The following is an 18496-nucleotide window of genomic DNA, read 5'->3' as shown; positions in this document are numbered from 1 at the left end:
TTCAGACCGGGATGTTGTCGATCAGGCGTGTGCCGCCGATGCGGGCGGCGAGCAGCAAGCGGATCGGCCCATCCGCCAGCCCGGTAATCGGGGCCAGCGTCTCGGCGTGGCGGGCTTCGAGATAGTCGAGTTCGAAGCCGGCGGTGATGATCTCGTTCTGCGCGTCGGCGACCGCCCGGAACAGCGGATCCTCGTTGCGGATGCGTGCGGCAAGGACCTGCATCACGCGGTGGAGGACCGGCGCCAACGCCCGATGCTCGGGCGAGAGGTAGCGGTTGCGCGAGGACATGGCGAGGCCGTCCGCCTCGCGGAATGTCGCGAGAGGAACGACGGTGATGCCGAGATCGAGATCACCAGCCATCCGGGTGACGACCTTGAGCTGCTGATAGTCCTTCTCGCCGAAGATCGCGAAATCGGCGCGTGACTGCGTGAACAGCTTGCAGCAGATTGTCGCGACGCCCTCGAAATGCGTCGGGCGGAAGCGGTCTTCGAGGCCGACGGCGGCCGGACCCAGCAACAGCACCCGCGTGGCGAAGCCCGCCGGATACATCTCTTCGACCGAAGGGAAGAAGACGGCATCGGCGCCGGCAGCGAGGAGCTTGGCGCAGTCGTCGTCGAAGGTGCGCGGGTACTTCTTGAAATCCTCGTGCGGAGCGAACTGGGTCGGGTTGACGAAGATCGAGACGATCACCCGCTTCGCGTGGCGTTGGCCTTCGGTGACCAGCGCGATGTGGCCCGCATGCAGCGCGCCCATGGTCGGCACCAGCGCGACCTTTTCGCCGGCCGCGTGCCAGCCGGCGACGGCTTCGCGCATCGCCGCGACCGTCTCGAAAACCGTGATCCCAGCCATGGACTTCTCTTTCTCGTCTGCGTCGATCTTCCCAGCCCTCATCCTGAGGAGCCGCGTAGCGGCCTCTCGAGGATGCCCCAGGAGGTTCTCGAACCGCCTGAAGCACCTTTCGAGACGCGGACTTCGTCCGCTCCTCAGGATGAAGCTTGAGAGGAACAGGCCGATCTCCGTCCGGGACGGGTAGCAAATCCGGTGTCGATGGCCAATATCAGAACCAACGAGAACGATTCCGTCGGATCGATGGGTTGATGAGCGACAAGAACGATCGCGCTGTCGGCAAGGCCGCCGCGACCACGCCGACAGGGCATTCGCAGCCAGGCGAAATCGACCGCTTCCTCGGAGCGGCGAAGCGGCTGGCGCCGCTGGCAACGGGGCAGGCCGGACGGCTGGTCTTCGCGCTCGATGCCACGATGAGCCGCCAGCCGAGCTGGGATCTCGCCTGTTCGCTGCAGGCGCGGATGTTCGAGGTCGCCGGGCAGAGCGGGGGGCTCGCGGTCCAGCTCGTCTATTTCCGGGGTATCGGCGAATGCCGCGCCTCGGGATGGGTCGGCGAGCCCGAACGGCTGACCGGGTTGATGCGCAGGATCGCCTGCGAGGGCGGGCAGACGCAGATTGCCCGCGTTCTGCGCCATGTCCGCGACGAGGCGGCAAAGGTGCCGTTGCGCGCTTTCGTCTTTGTCGGCGACGCAATGGAAGAGGATGTCGATGCGCTGGGGGCGCTGGCGGGCGAGCTCGGCCTGCGCGGCATCCGCGGCTTCGTTTTCCAGGAGGGGGGCGATCCCGCCGCGAGCGCGGCCTTCGCGACGATCGCGCGGCTGACCGGCGGCGCGCATGCGCGCTTCGACGTGACGGCGCCGGCCTCGCTGTTGGAACTGCTGCGCGGCGCGGCGGCTTACGCCGCCGGCGGGCGCGAGGCAATGCTGCGGCTCGCCGGATCGAGCCCGGCGGTCAAGGGCCTGCTCGCGGCCATGGACGGAGGGCGCAAGTGAGCCTGCTCTACGGCGTTGCCGTCCTGATCCTGGTCTGGTGGCTGGCGAAGCTGTTCGCCGGGACCAATCCTAAAATGCTTGCGCGGCTGATGAAGACTGTCGGCGGCGTCGCCTCGCTCGGCGTGGCCGGGCTGCTGATGGTGCGCGGACGCCTGGATATGGCGGTCTTTCTCGGCGGCATCGGCGCCTGGCTGCTCGGCTGGAGCGCGACAGGGCCGGGCGGCATCCGTTTTCCTTGGGCCGACCGGTCCGGGCCGAGCCCGGGCGCCAGCTCGAAGGTCGGCTCGGCGCTGCTGGAGATGGAGCTCGACCACGACAGCGGCGCGATGACCGGCAGCGTCAAGGCGGGCGCCTTTGCGGGCCGGCCGCTCGACAGCCTGGGGATGAGCGAGCTCAGCGCGCTGATGCGCGAATGCCTGGCGCGCGATCCCGATGGTGCGCGCCTGCTAGAGGCATATCTCGACCGCCGGTCGCCCGGCTGGCGTGAAGACGCTCAGCGTGATCGCGACGCGGGGCAGGGCGGCGCGCCGGGCACGGGCGCGATGACGCAGCAGGAGGCCTACGAGATCCTGGGGCTTCAGCCGGGGGCGAGCGAGGAGGCGGTCCGCGAAGCCCACCGGGCTTTGATGAAGCGCATCCACCCGGATGCCGGGGGCACCAGCGGCCTTGCCGCTCGCGTCAACCAGGCCAAGGACGTCCTTGTGAAGCAGCGATAGCGAAGGGTGCGGGGAGTGCGTCTGCGACATGGCGTGAACTCCTTTCCCTGGCCGGTCAGCCCGCCCTGCGTCCTGACGGACGCAGGTTCGGCGATCTGTCTTTGCGATTGCGCATCGGATTCTCCCGAAAGCCGGATTCCACTTGTCGGTCCGATGCTCAGCTGCGGGTGGCGAAGCAGGAGAAGCCGCCGCGCTTCAGCTGCGCGCAGGCGTTCTGCGCGTCCTTCGGATCTTCAAAGCCGGCGAAGCGGGCGCGGAAAAGGGTGGAGCCGCCCTTCTCGACCTTCTCGGTGAAGGGCGAGGCGCTGGCGAGCGAGCCGGAAGCCTTGGCGCGGGCACGGGCCAGGATCTCCTTGGCCTTACCCTCGTCATCGGTCGCACCGAGCTGGATCACCCATTTTCCGGAGGCCACGACCGCAGCCTGATGAGACATGGCGGGGGCGGGCTCGGGGGCCTGCGCCTTCGCCGGGGCGACTTCCGCCTTGCGGGCCATGCTGGCGGCCGGCGCCTCGGCCTTTGCCTCGGCGACCTTCACCGGCTCGGCGACGGGCTCGGGCGCCCTGGCGATCGAGGAGGTGACGTCGACATTCGCCGGCGGGCGCAGAACCTTGGCGTCGGCCGGCTGGGCGCCGATCGACCAGCGCATGGCGGATGGCGTCGTGGTCGCCGAGACCGGGCGCATGCCGGAGATCTGCAGCGGCTGGCCACCGGCGACGGCGACCGGGCGCGGCGGCGCGATCGGCGTGGTGGTCGGCATCGGGGCATAGGCGCGGGCGGCGGCCGGGAGCGGCTGTTGCTCTTCAGCCTGCGGCTGCTGGCGCGGGCGCGGAACCGGGATGGGCGCCGGCTCGGCAGCGGCCTGCTGGCTGGCGGCAGCGCGCGGGCGCTCCTCCGGCTCAGGTGCCTCGGCGACCATCACCGAGGAACGGCCACTGGTCGCGGCGCGCGGCAGATTGGCGAGCACGAGGTCGGTCATGATCTTGTCGCGCGAAGCGCCCGAACGGCCGCCGAGCACGACCGAGACGACGTGCCGGCCTTCCGACTTGGCCGAAGTCATCAGGTTGAAGCCGGAGGCGCGGGTGTAGCCGGTCTTGATGCCGTCGACGCCCTCGACCTTGCCGAGCAGGCGGTTGTGGCCGCGGATGGTGCGGCTGCCATACTGGAACGCCCGCGTCGAGAAGAGCGGGTAGTATTTCGGGAAGCGCTCCTGGATGGCGCGGGCGAGAATGGTGAGGTCGCGCGCGGTCGTCAGGTTCGGCGGCGAATGCGGCAGGCCGTGCGGGTTGTAGAACCGCGTCGAGCTCATGCCGAGCGACCGCGCCTTGCGCGTCATCTGCTCGGCGAAAGCCTCTTCGGAGCCGGCGATGTTCTCGGCGACGACGACAGAGGAGTCGTTGGCCGAGAGAGTGATCATGCTCTTAATCACGTCCTCGACCGCAATGGTCGAGCCGGGGCGCAGGCCGAGCTTGGTCGGCGGCTGCGAGGCGGCGTAGGACGAGACCTTCAGCTCGGAATCCATTGAGAAGCGGCCGCGCTCCATCTGCTCGAACAGCATGTAGAGCGTCATGACCTTGGTGAGCGAGGCCGGGATGCGCGCGGCATCCTCGTTGACCGCGTGCAACGTGCGGCCGGTCCTGGCATCGACCACCATCGCCGCGTAGGGCGGCGTGTAGCCGCCGCCTGCGGCATGATGCCGGCGCTTGCGCGCCTCGGCCGGGGAGGAGGCCATCGTGGCCGCGACTGCGGCGATGCCGATCAGCCCGACAACGGCCCGCAGACGCGGCCGCTGAAACACAACGCAACCCAGAACCATGAACTCGCCTCGAACTCACTGTCGTTCCCGTCCCGCGCTCATTTTCGTGGCACGCAGGACACAGTAGGGGGAGGTTAGGAGGATGCGGTTACGGAGCCGTTAAAACTTGAACGGTTGCGATCGGAACGATCTGCGTTTGGTGCAATGCAGCGTCCTGTTGACATTCATGTTGCAATGCACAATATGGCGCCAGTCCCGGTGGTGATCTCTTCATACGACCTTGGGGCGACGCGTAGGGCCGCTTTGGCCCATTCACTCTGAGGCGGCACCCAAGGTGCCAGGGAGAGACGACCCATGATCCAGCAGTTCGAGACCATCCAGAAGGCTTCCAAAGAGAACGTCGACGCCGCCCTGAAGGCTTTCGGCGTCACCTCCAAGAGCGTGCAGACGATCGCCGTCGAGGCGACCGACTACGCCAAGAAGTCCTTCGAGGCAGGCACCGCCACGCTCGAGAAGCTCGCCGGCGTGAAGACTTTCGACAAGGCCCTGGAGATCCAGGCCGACTACTTCAAGACTTCGTTCGAGGGCGCGGTCGCCCAGCTCACCAAGATGGGCGAGCTCTACACCGCTCTCGCCAAGGACGCCTACAAGCCGTTCGAAGGCATCGTCGCGAAGGCTGTCCCGACCGCTCCGAAGGCGTGATGCCGGCAGGCCGCCGAAAGGTGGCCTGACCTTGAGCGAGTTTCGGTTGCGTATGGAGCCCGGTCGCGAGACCGGGCTTTTCTGTTGGGGCCGACGGGCTCGGCGTTACGGTGTGAATATCGGGCGTTCGCCGCCAGGCCCGGCATCAAGCTTCGAAAATATGGCCGGCGCGCTCGAGCACGTTTTTGGATTTATCCCAATCGCCGCCGGGGACGAGGATATGCTCGCCGTCGAAGGTGCAAACCACGAAGACCCCGATGCCATTCGCGGAGAGGGGCTCAATTAGCGAGCGCACGATTCCGGTCGCGTTGAAGGGGATGGGGCCGATGCTGCGGAAGCAGCGCCAATTCAACTCGGCTTCGACTGTTTCCGGAATCCGCTCCTGCAGGCAGACAAGAGTGAGTTCGTCGCCGGCCCGTATCGCGGCGGAAAAGCCAGGGCCGTCGAACCAGTTTGGAAGAGGCGATGCGGCTCCAAGCCGCGCGACGCCGTAAACGCCGGAAACGCTGCGCAGCTTTACGGCAATCGACATCGTCGTCCCCTCCGTCGCGGTCTTCGCTTCCGCCCATCCGCCGCCCTGGGAGCGGGCGTTGACCCCTGAACCGGCGTTTTGATCCTTCGCCGCGACATCGGGGGCGAGGCCGATGCCCTTGTCACGGAACCGATTTTAATCCGCAAGGCCATCCCGGCACATCGTCGGTCTCGCAGTGGCGGCCAATTGCGCAGGGGTGCATGCCGCCCTTCTTTTTGAACCGATTGAAAACGCGACGCGTTGGGCGCATCTCTAGGGGGAAATGCGCCGCCGTCGCGGTGCCGGAGGTTTCGGTTCTCGCCATGCTCGACAAATCAGTGCCGCCCCGCACGCTCAAGCTCAACGCCGCCGACAACGTCGTCGTTGCGGTCGACCCGGTGGATGCCGGCGTGACGGCGGCGGGCGTCGAGGCGCTTAAGCGCATCCCGCGTGGGCACAAGATGGCGATCGCCCCGATCGCTAAGGACCAGCCGATCCGCAAGTTCGGGCAGATCATCGGCTTCGCGACGAACGACATCGTGCCGGGCGAATGGGTGCACGAGCACAATACCGGCTTCCATGCCTTCGATCGCGACTACGCCTTCAGCGCCGAGGCCAAGCCCGAATTCGTACTGCCGGTCGAGCAGCAAGCGACGTTCGAGGGCTTCCGCCGGGCCAATGGCAAGGCCGGCACGCGCAACTATGTCGGCATCCTCACTTCGGTGAACTGCTCGGCCTCCGCTGCGCGCTTCATGGCCGAGGAGGTGAAGCGTTCCGGCCTGCTCGACGATTATCCCAATGTCGACGGGGTGATCGCGCTCACCCACGGCACCGGCTGCGGCATCGACTACAATGGCGAGAGTTTCGAGGTGCTGAAGCGCACCACCTGGGGCTATGCCTGCAACCCGAACATGGCGGCGGTGCTGGTCGTCGGTCTCGGCTGCGAGGGCTTTCAGATTAGCCGCATGAAGGAGGCCTATGGCGTCACCGAGAGCGACGTCTTCCGCACGCTGACGATCCAGGAGACGGGCGGGACGAAGAAGGCCGTCGCCGCCGGCATCGAGGCGCTGAAGACCATGCTTCCGATCGCCAACAAGGCGGTGCGCGAGACAGTGCCGGCCTCCGAACTGATGCTTGCGCTGCAATGCGGCGGCTCGGATGGCTATTCGGGCATTACCGCCAACCCGGCGCTGGGGGCCGCCGTCGACATCCTCGTCGAGCATGGCGGCACGGCGATCCTCTCCGAGACGCCCGAGATCTACGGCGCCGAGCATCTGCTGACGCGCCGCGCCGCGACGCGCGAGGTCGGCGAAAAGCTCGTCGGCATCATCAAGTGGTGGGAGGATTATACCGAGCGCGCCCGGATGAGCATGAACAACAACCCTTCGCCGGGCAACAAGGCGGGCGGGCTCACCACCATCCTGGAGAAGTCGCTCGGCGCAGCCGCCAAGGGCGGCACCAAGACGCTCTCGGCCGTCTATCACTATGCCGAGCCGGTGACGGGGAAGGGCTTCGTCTACATGGACACGCCCGGCTACGACCCCGTCGCGGCGACCGGGCAGGTGGCCGGCGGCGCCAATATCCTCGCCTTCACCACCGGGCGCGGCTCCGCCTATGGCTGCAAGCCGACGCCCTCGATGAAGCTCGCGACCAATACGCCGATCTACGAGAAGATGATCGACGACATGGACATCAATTGCGGCGATGTACTCGACGGCGTCTCGCTGGAGCAGAAGGGCCGCGAGATCTTCGAAAAGCTGCTCAAGGTCGCCTCGGGCGAGAAGACCAAATCCGAGCAGCTCGGCTATGGCGACGCCGAATTCGTGCCTTGGCAGATCGGCGCGACGATGTGAGGGTGGCCGGGCAGGGCTTTCCTCAGCCCTGCAGCAGCCTGACGCGCGTGCCCCAGGGATCGAGGCTCTCGAACCCACCGGAGAGCGGCGTCGTCGCGACGCCGGCCGCAGTGAGGCGGTCGGCCTGAGCGGCCATCAGCTCCGGCTTTTCCGCCATCAGCGAGAACCAGGCGAGGCCGGTGCTGCCTTCGTCGCGCGGCCCGGCGCCGGCGCTGTTCCAGGTGTTCAGCGCCAGGTGATGATGGTAACCGCCCGAGGACAGAAAGCTCGCGGTGTCACGCCGGCTCGTCGACGCCAAGCCTAGCAGATCGCGATAGAAGCGGTCGCCCGCATCGACATCGCCGACGCGCAGGTGGATGTGCCCGATGCGCAACCCGTCCGGCGCCTTGGCGTAGTCGGTCGCGCGCGTATCGGTGAGCGCCAGGATGCCGTCGACGTCGAGCCGGTGGGTGCCCATCACGACGCGGCCGTTTTCCCAGCGCCAGCCTTCGGCGGGGCGGTCGGCATAGACCTCGATGCCGTTGCCTTCGGGATCGTTGAGATAGACGGCCTCGCTGACGCTGTGGTCGGCGAAGCCCGTCAACGGCGTGCGGTTGCGCGCGACATGGATCAGCCAGCGCGCCAGATCGTGCCGACTCGGCATCAGGAAAGCGATGTGGAAGAGCCCGGCGGCGGTCGGAGGCTCCAGCGCGGCATCCGGCCGCGGCTCCAGCGTGAGCAGGGCGCCTTCGCCGGTGCCGAGCGTGACGGAGGCGGCGCCGCGCGCCAGCACGGACAGGCCGATGACGTCGCGGTAATAGTTGGTCACACGCTCGACATCGCGCACCTTGAGCGCCGCGGCGCCCACCCTGATCGGCGTCCTGCTGGCGAAGCCCGGCCCCGCTGCCGGCGCTGCGACCGGTCCCCCCTCGGCGCGGGCGGCGAAGGATGCGGCCGCCGCGAGCGAGGAGGCTCCTGCGAGCTGAAGCAGGGTGCGGCGGGTGTGGACGCTGTTCATCGCTCGGAATGCTCGCGCATTGGAGAAAACGTGCCGCTTCAAGGCCATGAAATTCCGCCCGGCGCATCTCACAAGCGCGTGGGCGGATTGTCCGCCGATGATTTTCGGCAGGTCTCGCAGCAGGGCTGCGGCGATTTTTCGCGACGCCCTGAACCGGATCGGTTCAGGCTGCGACCAAGCAGCGGGCCGGCGCGACCGTCGAGGAGGGCCGGCTTATCTGCCATCGGTTGGGGACATCATGAAGACCGTGTTTCTCGTAACGATCCCGCGTATTCTGCTCGGGCTGCTTTTCCTCGTCAGCGCTATCGACGGCTTTTGGTGGCTGGCGACCGGGACCAATCTCATTCATCCGCCGACGAGCGAACGCGGGCTCGCCTTCGAGGCGGCCCTTCAGAACTCGGGCTTCATCTGGCCGATGGTCAAGGTGGTGAACCTGGTGGGGGGACTGAGCCTGCTGTTCAACATGGCGCCGGCCTTGGGCCTCGCGCTGCTCGCGCCGATCATGACGGTGATCGTGTTCTTCCACCTCGTGCTGAACCCGCAGGGCCTTCCCGTTGCGCTCATCATGACGGTGCTGGGATTGCTGCTGGTCTTCGCCTATCGCGACCGCTACCGGGGGCTGTTCCGGTAGAAGCGGTCTCCTGTACGGAAGCTCTGGCCCATTCTCGCGTCATGGTCGGGCTTGGCCCGACCATCCACGTCTTCGTTCACAATATGCGGTGCCCAAGACGTGGATGCTCGCCACAAGGGCGAGCATGACGGGGCAACTGCGCTCCCGGCAAATCTCTCAGATCGAGAAGCCCTTGAGCCGGTCGCCGAGCAGGCCGATCCGCTCGGCTGCGACATTGGCGATCGCGATGCGCAGATGGTTTTCCTGCCCAGGCCCGAAATAGGGGCCGGGCAGGGCGAGGACGCCGCGCTCCTCGACCAGGCGGCGCACGACCTCGGCTGCCGGCGTGCCTTCGAAGGGGTGGGCGACATAGGCGAAATAGGCGCCTGCCGACAGCACACGCCAGTCGTTCAGCGGCGCCATCGCCCCGCGGAACGATGCCGCGCGGTCGTTGATCTCGGCGCGGTTGCGCTCGCGCCAGTCGCGGATGCCGTCGATGCCCCAGGTGATGGCGGCCTGCCCGGCTCGAACCGGGCTGATCTGCACGCAGTCGAGCACCTTGCCGATCTGGGTTAGGACGGCCTCGCCTGCCGTAATGGCTCCGAGCCGCCAGCCGGGAACGGCATAGGCCTTCGAGAAGCTGTACAGACCGATCACTGAATCCTGCCAGCCGCTTGCGGCGAAGACCTCATGCGGCGTCGCGACGGTTGCGGGCAGGAAATCGCGATAGGTCTCGTCGAGCACCAGCCAGATGCCGCGCCGGGCACAGAGTGCGGCGAAGGCCGCGATGGTTTCCGGCGGGTAGACCGCGCCCGTCGGGTTGTTGGGCGTGACCAGCACGATCGCGCGGGTGCGATCGTCGATCAGCGCCTCTGCCGTCGCCGCGTCGGGGACGAACCCGGCCTGGGGTGCGCAGGGCAGCGGGCGCGGCTCGATGCCGAGCATCGTCAGCGTCATCTCGTGATTGAAGTACCAGGGCGTCGGCAGCAGCACGTTGTCGCCGGCTCGGGCGAGCGCCATCATGGTCACGGCATAGGCCTGGTTGCAGCCCGAGGTGACGGCCACTTCGCCGGGGGCGAAGGCGGCGCCATAGATCCGCGAAATCTCCGCCGCATAGGCTGCGCGCAGCGATGCGTCACCGGTGATGCTGCCATAGCGCGTGGCGGAGGCGTCCGCAGCCGCCTCGGCGAGCTTGTCGAGCAGCACCTGCGGCGGCGGCGAGCCGGGGACGGCCTGCGACAGGTCGACCAGCGGTCCGAAGCGCCCGTCATAGGCGCGCGCCCAGCCCTGGGCCTCGGGGATGGGCGGGGTGCCGGTGTCGATGAGATCGGGATTGAGCGGGGCGAGCAGGGGCGTCGGCATGATCCGACTGGTTTGCTGCCTGCGCCTCGTTGCGTCAATCGCCTTGGAAGCGTCGCAAGCGCGGCCCATATCTGGCGGGCTTCCAGTTCAACCGGGTGAGCGCAGCCATGCAGGACGAGACCGAGGACGCGATCGCCGAGCTTCATGCGATGCTCGACCGGGCCGACAGCATTCTCAGCTTCACAGGCGCCGGCATCTCGACGGAATCGGGCGTGCCGGATTTCCGTTCGCCCGGTTCGCCCTGGATGGTCAACAAGCCGATCCCGTTCGAGGCGTTCGTGCAGAGCCGCGAGGCGCGGATCGAGGCCTGGCGGCGCAAATTCACGATGGACGACCACTATCGCGAGGCCCGGCCCAATATCGGCCATCAGGCCCTGGCGAAGCTGGTCGCGGACGGGCGTTCCCCCGCCATCATCACCCAGAACATCGACGGGCTGCACCAGGCCTCCGGCGTGCCGGCCGATCAGGTGATCGAGCTGCACGGCAACGGCACATACGCGACCTGCCTCACATGCGGCTGGCGCCATGAGCTCGCGGCGATCCGCCCGGCCTTCGAGGCGAGCGGCGAGCCGCCGAGCTGCATCATGTGCACGGGCCCGGTGAAATCGGCGACGATCTCTTTCGGCCAGGCGATGCCGCAGGAGGCGATGATGCGGGCGCAGGCGCTTGCGCTGGACTGCGACCTCTTCCTCGTCGTCGGCTCGTCGCTGGTCGTCTACCCGGCGGCTACGCTGCCCGTGATCGCGAAGCGGCAAGGCGCGAAGCTCGTCATCCTCAATCGGGAGCCGACGGAGCTCGATCCGATCGCCGATCTCGTCATCCGCGCGGAAAGCGGAGCGGCCCTGGGGCGGCTCGCCCCCTGAGTCGATAGGCTCGATCGGAGCGATCCGAGGCCGGTCCCGCATCCGGACGGGCGCGAGCGGCAGTTTCCGCACCATCGGAGCCCGCGGAGATGTGGACGACGGCGTGGGGGCTGTATACCGCATCCTTAGCGATGCTATCGTGGCTACACGAATCAAGCGTTGTGCGTGGGGGCGAGCGGCACATGTCCGACGAATTCGGTGAGAGCGGGCGGCCACCGATGGGTCCCATCCAGTCACTCAACCGCGTCATGCGGCTCGATGGGCCAAGCGGTCACGCTTCCGAGGTTCCGGTCGAGATTGCCGGCTACGTCAAATGGTTCGACGTCTCGAAAGGCTACGGCTTCGTCGTTCCCGAAACGGGCGGCGCCGATATCCTCGTGCATGTCACCATTCTGAAGCGCGATGGTTTCAATACGATAGCGGAAGGCGCTCGCATCGTGCTCGAAGCCGTCGAGAAGAATCGCGGGCGCCAGGCCGTGAGGGTGCTCTCGATCGACACCTCCTCCGGGCGCCACCCCTCCGAGATGCCGATGGCGCGCACGAACGTCGCGGTTACGCCGACCAGCGGGCTCGAGCTCATGGTGGTGAAATGGTTCAACCGGCTGCGCGGCTTCGGCTTCGTCTCGAAGGGCGAGGGCGCGCCCGACATCTTCGTGCATATGGAGACGCTGCGGCGCTACGGCCTCGTCGAGCTGATCCCGGGACAGACCGTTCTGGTGCGCTATGGCCCCGGGCCGAAGGGGTTGATGGCCGCAGAGGTCCGGCTCGAGCAGGGCGGTGCTGCCGTCTCGCATTGACGAACCGCTAAGCATGACGCCGAAATCGGGTGCGTCGCCGAGCCGCTGTCGGCGACATTCCGGCCGATCGGCTTAAGCACGCAGTTCGCTTTTACGCTTCCTCAATCGACGCGCTTATGATGAGGCTTTCTCGGGAGGCCTCTCCATCCTCGTTCTCGTCAGCGATCACGACGGCCGGCGCCATTCGCTGCAGCGTGCGCTCTCGCTCTGGGGCGCCTGTTCGGCGTGCGGCCCGAGCGAGCTGGGCTCCGTAACGGCAAGCGGTCGGCTGCTCGTCGTCGATCTCGACCTGTCGAGCCGCGCCGCCATCGAGACGGCGCGTACCATCCTCGCACCCTATCGACTCGCCGGAGCGCCCTGCCTTTTCTTGCTGGGAGACATGTCGCCGCGTTCCCAGACGCAGGCTCACGCACTCGGTGCGCGCGAGGTGCTGTCCGTCGACGCGCCTCGCTCCGTTCTGCTGGACAGGGTCGGCCATCTGCTCGGCTCGGCCGCCCCGACGAGCACCGGCGCCGGGCTCCAGGGCCGTTTCATCGCAGCCTCGGCAGCCCTCGGCGATCTGCTCGATGCGGCTGCGACCGGGGGACATCTGCCGGCAGCGGCGATCAACGGCAGCGTCGAGGCGCTCAATCGCGCGGCGGAAGGCGGTGACCTCGACGCGTGGCTCGATCTCGTCTGGCAACATGACGACGCCACCTATCAGCATTGCCTGCTCGTCTCGGGGCTGGCGGCCGCTTTTGCGCACCGCCTCGGCTTCGGCGAGGCCGATCGGCGGCTCATCACCGGCGCGGCCGTGCTTCACGACATCGGCAAGGCGCGGATTCCGCTCGCGATTCTGCGCAAGCCCGGCGGACTGACGGCGGAGGAGCGCGAGACCATCTGGCAACATCCGAAGATTGGCCATGATATGCTGGTCGCGCAGGGTGGATACGCGCCGATGATTCTGGCTGTGGTGCTTTCACACCACGAATATCTCGACGGATCAGGTTATCCGCACGGGCTGAACGCTGGCCAGATTCCGGATCCGGTGCGGATGATCACGATCTGCGACATCTATGCGGCCCTGATCGAGCGGCGCCCCTACAAGCCGCCGATGCCCCCGGAGGAGGCCTATGCCGTGCTGGTCGGGATGGCGGGAAAGCTCGATCGCGATCTGGTGCGGGTTTTTGGCGAGGTGATCGTCGCCGCCTCGGCCGCCCGCCTCGGACGGCATATCGAGACGAGAGCAATGCCGACGCGGCTGTCCGGAACCGCGGGCTAGGCACCTAGACGGCGAAGGAGGTTCCGCAACCGCAGGAACTCGTCGCATTCGGGTTGGTGATGCGGAAGGACTGACCAATCAGGTCGTCGACGAAGTCGATGGTGCAACCCTCCAGCAGATCGAGCGAGGTCTCGTCGATCAGGACGGTCGCGCCGTCGCGCTCGATGACGAGATCGTCCGGCGCCCGCTCCCGGTCGACGTCGAAGATATATTGGAAGCCGGAGCAGCCGCCACCGGCGACGCTGACGCGCAGCATCGAGCCCGGCGGCTCCTGAGCCATCACCGAGAGAATTCGTTTCGCGGCATTTGCGGTGACCGCGATGCCGCGCGGGTTGACCGCAAGATCGGTCGACATGGGCAGATGCTCCTTGCACCCTGGTTGTCCTGAAAGGTAATGGCCCCGCAGCGCCTCTACAAGCACGGCGCCGCGACGGGGCTGCCATGCCGGATCCACAGAGCCCACCCTTCGGCTTTTCCTTCGCTGCCGGCATCGAGCCGGGAGAGCGCTGGCGCGCGCCTTATGCCTGCCGCTCCAGCATGAGCCGCGGGCGGCTCGTCGGCGAGCCGGCCTCCGCGACGCGCGGCGAATTCCAACGTGATCGCGACCGCATCATCCATTCGACCGCCTTCCGCCGGCTGAAGCACAAGACACAGGTCTTCGTGTCGCACGAAGGCGACCATTACCGGACCCGGCTGACCCACACGATCGAGGTCGCACAGATCGCCCGCGCCCTGGCGCGCGCGCTCGGCCTCGACGAGGACCTGGCCGAGGCGCTGGCGCTGGCGCACGACCTTGGCCATACGCCCTTCGGCCACACCGGCGAGGACGCGCTGGAAGAGTGCATGACCGGCTTCGGTGGTTTCGACCACAACGCCCAGACGCTCCGGATCGTGACGCGGCTGGAGCAGCGCTATGCCGATTTCGACGGACTTAATCTGAGTTGGGAGACACTGGAGGGCCTCGTCAAGCATAACGGCCCGTTGCTCGACCGAGAGGGCAGGCCGACGGCGCGTTATGCCAAGGCCGGCATCCCCATCGCGATCGTCGAGTATCAGCAGCGTCAGGATCTCTGGCTCGACAGCTATGCCTCGGCCGAAGCGCAGGCCGCGGCGCTGGCCGACGACATCGCCTACAACGCCCACGACATCGACGACGGACTGCGGGCCGGGCTGTTCGGCCATGCCGAACTCAGAGCCGTGCCGTTCCTGGCGGAACTGCTGGGCGAGATCGAGCGATTGCACCCGGGATTGGAGCGGCCGCGCCTGACCAATGAGCTCGTCCGCCGGGTGATCACCCGATTCGTCGAGGACGTGATCCGGGAGGCGCAGGCGCGGCTCGTGGCGCTGGCGCCGGCCGACGCCGATGCGATCCGGCGCGCGGACGCGCCTGTCGTCGCCTTCTCGCCAGCGATCGAGGCCGCCGACCGCGACATCAAGGGCTTCCTCTATCCCAACATGTACCGGCACCCGCGGATCGCGCCGATCCGGGAGCAGGCGGCGCAGGTGGTGCGCGAGCTGTTCGAGCGCTTCAGCGCCGATCCTGCTGCAATGCCGGAGGAATGGGCGGCGGGCTGCGACGGGCTCGACGATCACCGCCGGATGCGCCGCATCGCCGACTACATTGCCGGCATGACGGACTGGTATGCGCTCGACGAGCACCGTCGTCTGTTTGACGTTACCCCCTCGCTGCGATAGGGCCGGGCGGCTTTCCTCCGCATTCGTGGCCGCAATGAACCTGTTCGAGATCTATTCCGCCCGTCTTCACGCCGCGCTCTCGGCACTCGCCGAGCGAGGCTCGCTTCCGGCCGGCCTCAATCTCGCGCGCGTCGTGGTCGAGCCGACCAAGGATCCGGCCCATGGCGATCTCGCCACCAATGCCGCGATGGTGCTGGCCAAGGATGCCGGCACGAACCCACGGGCACTGGCAGCGCTGCTGGTCGAGGAACTGGCGAAGGACCCGGAGATCACCAAGGCGGAGATCGCCGGCCCCGGCTTCATCAACCTGACGCTGCAGCCGGCCGTGTTCACGGCGGTGCTGAAGGCGGCCATCGAGGCCGGGCTGGATTACGGGCGCGGCGCGCAGAAGCCGGAACCCAGGGTCAATGTCGAGTATGTCTCGGCCAACCCGACCGGGCCGATGCATGTCGGCCATGGCCGCGGCGCCGTGTTCGGCGACGCGTTGGCGAGCCTGCTGGCCTTCGCCGGACATGACGTCACGCGCGAATACTACATCAACGATGCCGGTGCGCAGGTCGACGTGCTCGCCCGCTCGGCGTTCCTGCGCTACCGCGAGGCGCTGGGGGAGGATATCGGCGCGATCCCCGAAGGGCTCTATCCCGGTGATTATCTGATCTCGGTCGGGCAGGCGCTGGCCGAACGATACGGGCCGGCGCTGCGCGACAAGGCCGAATGGGACTGGCTGCCGCTCGTGCGGCAGGCCGCGATCGACGGCATGATGGCGATGATCCGCGACGATCTCGCCGCGCTCGGCGTCGTCCACGAGCTCTTCTTCTCGGAGCGCTCGCTGCAGGGGCGGGACGGCGATGTCAACGCCGTGCACCAGACCATCGAGGATCTGCGCTCGCGCGATCTGGTCTATGAGGGCCGGCTGCCGCCGCCGAAGGGGCAAAAGGACGAGGACTGGGAGGATCGCGAGCAGACCCTGTTCCGGGCCACCCGGTTCGGCGACGATGTCGACCGGCCGCTGCTGAAGTCGGACGGCAGCTACACCTATTTCGCCAACGACATCGCCTATCACCGCTCGAAGTTCGTCCGCGGCTTCCCGGAGATGATCGACGTCTGGGGCGCCGACCATGGCGGCTATGTCAAGCGCATGCAGGCGGCGGTGAAGGCGGTGACGAACGGGCAGGGCTCGCTCGACGTCAAGCTCTGCCAGCTCGTGCGCCTGCTGCGCAATGGCGAGCAGGTGCGCATGTCCAAGCGCTCCGGGGATTTCGTCACCCTGCGGGAGGTCATCGATGAGGTCGGCCGCGACGCCGTGCGCTTCATGATGATTTTCCGCAAGAACGACGCGACGCTGGATTTCGACCTCGCCAAAGTGGTCGAGCAGTCGAAGGACAATCCGGTCTTCTATGTCCAGTACGCGCATGCGCGCTGTGCTTCGATCTTCCGTCAGGCGCGCGAGGTTTTCCCCGATCTCGATCTCTCGCCGGCGGCGCTGGCCGGGGCCGATCTCTCGATCCTGACCGACGAGGCCGAAGTCGGCATTCTCAAGACGATCGCGGCCTATCCGCGAATCATCGAGGGAGCGGCCGCGGCGCACGAGCCGCATCGCGTGGCATTTTTCGTCCACGAACTGGCGAGCGCTTTCCACTCATTGTGGAACAAGGGCAAAGACTCGCCGCAATTACGATTCGTTAATCAAACTGATCGAAAGTCGACCTTGGCGAGATTGGCGTTCGTGCACGCGGTGCGCAGCGTCCTTGCTTCCGGTCTGGCTGTCGCCGGAGTTGCGGCGCCGGAAGAGATGCGCTGACGGAGATTTCCGGCGGCGCGCACGAGGTCAAGTTGACCGCGCGGGATATCGCCTTTTCCATAGGGGGAGGCGGCTCGTGCTGCAATGGATCGTACCATGAGTGAGCCCGCTAGGAATCGTTTCGCGCTCGATCTTGAAGATCTCGAGCGCCAGCTTCGCGGGGCAGGGCAGGCGCCGCGCTCCGGCCATGCGCCCGATCCGCTGGCGGAGCTGACCCGCATCGTCGGGCAGGACGACCCGCTGAAGGATATCTTTGCCGATCGCCGTGCGCCGGCCCCGCGGCCGGTGCCGCGACAGGAGCCGAGCTTCGAGGTTGTACCGCCGGCTCCCGCGCCGGCCGTGCCCCTTCAGGCTGCGCCGCCGGCCGAGCTGCGCGGTGCCCTTGATGAATTCGAGGCGCTGCTGCGGCAGACCGAGCCGAGGCGGCAGGTGCAGGCGTCCGCCGCTCCGGCCGCGCCGCAGCAGGTTCATGCCGAACCTCAGTATGACGATTATGATCTGCCCGAGCCGCTGCCTTACACCCAGCCGGCACCGATGCGCGGCGGCGTGCAGGCCCGCGACCTCGATGAGCAAGGCGGCGTCCATGCGATGCAGGCCGCCTATGCCGAAGAGCCGGCGCAATATTCCTATGCGCAGGCCCAGCACTCCTACGCCCAGGCCCAGCACGGCGCTCAGGCTCAGGAATATGCCGAAGACGATCTGCCGGATCTGGAACCGCGTCGCTCGCGCAAGGGGCTCTGGGCGGCCGCGGCGGTCATCGCCGTCGGCCTCGTCGGCGTCGGCGCGACCTTCGCAATGCGCGGCGGTTCGGCAACCAAGGACGGCCAGCCGCCGATGATCGCGGCCGATCGCGGCCCGGTCAAGGTCGAGCCCGCCAATCCGGGCGGCGCCGAGATTCCGAACCAGAACAAGCAGATCTACGAGCGCAGCGCCGAGGCTCCGCAAGGCCAGAGCAAGCTGGTCAACAATGAGGAGCAGCCGGTCGACGTGCAGCAGGCCGCCCGCTCGATGCCGCCCCGCGTCGTCATGCCGGGGCCCGGTGCCGGATCGGCTCTGGCCGCCGCGCCGAGCGCGCCGGAGCGCAGCATCACGCCGGCCGAGCCCGGCCTGATCCCGATGCCTCCGGTGCCGGGACTGGGCGAGCCGCGCAAGGTCCGCACGGTCGCGATCCGTCCCGATGGAACGCCGGTTCCCGCCGGAATCGACCAGCCGATCGCGACGGGCTCGGCCCCGAGCCGCTCGCTCGGCACTGCCACGGCGAGTGCGCAGCGCTCCGCAGCCGCCGCGCCCGCTCCTGCCGCGCCCAAGGTTCAGGAGCGTGCGACGACACCGCCTGCCGCGACCACGCCAGCGGCTCCGACCCGTCTTGCCAGCGCTCCGGCGTCCGCTGCACCCGAGACTGCTCCGGCGACGGCCGCGGTACGGGCCGGGACCGGCGATTTCGTGGTGCAGCTCGGCGCGCCGGGCAGCGAGACCGAAGCCCGCGCCACCTTTGCCGCGCTGCAGCGCAAATATCCGCAGCAGCTCGGCGGCCAGTCGCCGATCGTCCGCAAGACGGAGCTGGCCGGCGGCAAGACCGTCTATCGCCTGCGCGTCGGACCCTATTCCCGCGAGGATGCGTCGACGATGTGCTCGGCGCTCCAGGCCGCAGGCGGGCAGTGCTTCATCGCGAAGAACTGAGCTCGCGCGGAACAGGTTGAGAATCGGGCGGCGGCATCCGGAAGGGTGCCGCCGTT

General features: G+C 67.6%; 17 protein-coding genes. 11 read left to right on the top strand and 6 right to left on the bottom strand.

Features of this window, described 5'->3' with window-relative positions; all coding sequences use genetic code 11:
* Position 1 precedes the first annotated feature (1 nt).
* Positions 2-850 (bottom strand): pantoate--beta-alanine ligase, encoded by an 849-nt coding sequence (gene panC, locus AB4Z16_RS18110; protein ID WP_441512750.1) that lies wholly within the window; start codon positions 848-850, stop codon positions 2-4.
* A 248-nt stretch (positions 851-1098) separates the two neighbouring features.
* Between panC and AB4Z16_RS18105 the strand changes: the two genes are divergently transcribed.
* Positions 1099-1839, top strand: a complete 741-nt coding sequence (locus tag AB4Z16_RS18105; protein ID WP_441512749.1) for a VWA domain-containing protein — start codon at positions 1099-1101, stop codon at positions 1837-1839.
* Positions 1836-2555: a DnaJ domain-containing protein gene (locus AB4Z16_RS18100; protein WP_441512748.1), complete on the top strand. Its 720-nt coding sequence runs from the start codon at positions 1836-1838 to the stop codon at positions 2553-2555. The genes AB4Z16_RS18105 and AB4Z16_RS18100 overlap by 4 nt, the downstream gene beginning before the upstream one ends.
* A gap of 157 nt (positions 2556-2712) precedes the next feature.
* Here AB4Z16_RS18100 and AB4Z16_RS18095 read toward each other — a convergent pair whose 3' ends face one another.
* Positions 2713-4368, bottom strand: coding sequence for an SPOR domain-containing protein (locus AB4Z16_RS18095; protein WP_441512747.1), 1656 nt, complete (start codon positions 4366-4368; stop codon positions 2713-2715).
* Between the two features lie 294 nt (positions 4369-4662).
* Here AB4Z16_RS18095 and AB4Z16_RS18090 point away from each other — a divergent pair, with 294 nt between their 5' ends.
* Entirely contained in the window at positions 4663-5010 is a 348-nt protein-coding gene (locus AB4Z16_RS18090) for a phasin family protein (RefSeq protein ID WP_441512746.1), read from the top strand.
* Between the two features lie 145 nt (positions 5011-5155).
* Here the strand turns inward: AB4Z16_RS18090 and AB4Z16_RS18085 are convergent, their stop codons facing one another.
* A complete protein-coding gene (locus AB4Z16_RS18085; protein WP_441512745.1) occupies positions 5156-5542 on the bottom strand; it encodes an ACT domain-containing protein in 387 nt (128 codons plus the stop codon).
* 302 nt (positions 5543-5844) lie between these two features.
* Between AB4Z16_RS18085 and AB4Z16_RS18080 the strand changes: the two genes are divergently transcribed.
* Positions 5845-7374, top strand: a complete 1530-nt coding sequence (locus tag AB4Z16_RS18080; protein ID WP_441512744.1) for a UxaA family hydrolase — start codon at positions 5845-5847, stop codon at positions 7372-7374.
* Positions 7375-7396: 22 nt separating this feature from the next.
* On the opposite strand, the gene AB4Z16_RS18075 is transcribed toward AB4Z16_RS18080, so the two are convergent.
* On the bottom strand, positions 7397-8371 hold the full coding sequence (locus AB4Z16_RS18075) for a VOC family protein (RefSeq protein ID WP_441512743.1): 975 nt from the start codon (positions 8369-8371) through the stop codon (positions 7397-7399).
* 238 nt (positions 8372-8609) lie between these two features.
* On the opposite strand from AB4Z16_RS18075, the gene AB4Z16_RS18070 reads away from it, so the two are divergent.
* Entirely contained in the window at positions 8610-9002 is a 393-nt protein-coding gene (locus AB4Z16_RS18070) for a hypothetical protein (protein ID WP_441512742.1), read from the top strand.
* 156 nt (positions 9003-9158) lie between these two features.
* On the opposite strand, the gene AB4Z16_RS18065 is transcribed toward AB4Z16_RS18070, so the two are convergent.
* A complete protein-coding gene (locus AB4Z16_RS18065; protein WP_441512741.1) occupies positions 9159-10343 on the bottom strand; it encodes an aminotransferase in 1185 nt (394 codons plus the stop codon).
* A 107-nt stretch (positions 10344-10450) separates the two neighbouring features.
* Between AB4Z16_RS18065 and AB4Z16_RS18060 the strand changes: the two genes are divergently transcribed.
* From AB4Z16_RS18060 to AB4Z16_RS18050, 3 genes are all read left to right on the top strand, one after another.
* Positions 10451-11206 carry an SIR2 family NAD-dependent protein deacylase gene (locus AB4Z16_RS18060; RefSeq protein WP_441512740.1) on the top strand — a complete coding sequence of 252 codons (756 nt, stop codon included), beginning with the start codon at positions 10451-10453 and terminating at the stop codon, positions 11204-11206.
* A 182-nt stretch (positions 11207-11388) separates the two neighbouring features.
* Positions 11389-12003 carry a cold-shock protein gene (locus AB4Z16_RS18055; RefSeq protein ID WP_441512739.1) on the top strand — a complete coding sequence of 205 codons (615 nt, stop codon included), beginning with the start codon at positions 11389-11391 and terminating at the stop codon, positions 12001-12003.
* Between the two features lie 379 nt (positions 12004-12382).
* On the top strand, positions 12383-13264 hold the full coding sequence (locus tag AB4Z16_RS18050; RefSeq protein WP_441512738.1) for an HD-GYP domain-containing protein: 882 nt from the start codon (positions 12383-12385) through the stop codon (positions 13262-13264).
* A 4-nt stretch (positions 13265-13268) separates the two neighbouring features.
* Here AB4Z16_RS18050 and AB4Z16_RS18045 read toward each other — a convergent pair whose 3' ends face one another.
* Entirely contained in the window at positions 13269-13619 is a 351-nt protein-coding gene (locus tag AB4Z16_RS18045; protein ID WP_441512737.1) for a HesB/IscA family protein, read from the bottom strand.
* A gap of 86 nt (positions 13620-13705) precedes the next feature.
* Here AB4Z16_RS18045 and AB4Z16_RS18040 point away from each other — a divergent pair, with 86 nt between their 5' ends.
* The 3 genes from AB4Z16_RS18040 to AB4Z16_RS18030 all read left to right on the top strand — a co-directional run bounded on the left by AB4Z16_RS18040 (position 13706) and on the right by AB4Z16_RS18030 (position 18440).
* Positions 13706-14959: a deoxyguanosinetriphosphate triphosphohydrolase gene (locus AB4Z16_RS18040; RefSeq protein ID WP_441512736.1), complete on the top strand. Its 1254-nt coding sequence runs from the start codon at positions 13706-13708 to the stop codon at positions 14957-14959.
* A gap of 34 nt (positions 14960-14993) precedes the next feature.
* Positions 14994-16760, top strand: coding sequence for an arginine--tRNA ligase (argS, locus tag AB4Z16_RS18035; RefSeq protein ID WP_441512735.1), 1767 nt, complete (start codon positions 14994-14996; stop codon positions 16758-16760).
* A 96-nt stretch (positions 16761-16856) separates the two neighbouring features.
* Positions 16857-18440, top strand: coding sequence for an SPOR domain-containing protein (locus tag AB4Z16_RS18030; protein ID WP_441512734.1), 1584 nt, complete (start codon positions 16857-16859; stop codon positions 18438-18440).
* Positions 18441-18496 lie beyond the last annotated feature (56 nt).

This window comes from Allobosea sp. TAF32, assembly GCF_052113585.1.
In the GTDB taxonomy this organism is placed as follows: domain Bacteria; phylum Pseudomonadota; class Alphaproteobacteria; order Rhizobiales; family Beijerinckiaceae; genus Allobosea.
This window is presented reverse-complemented; position numbering and strand designations above follow the sequence as displayed.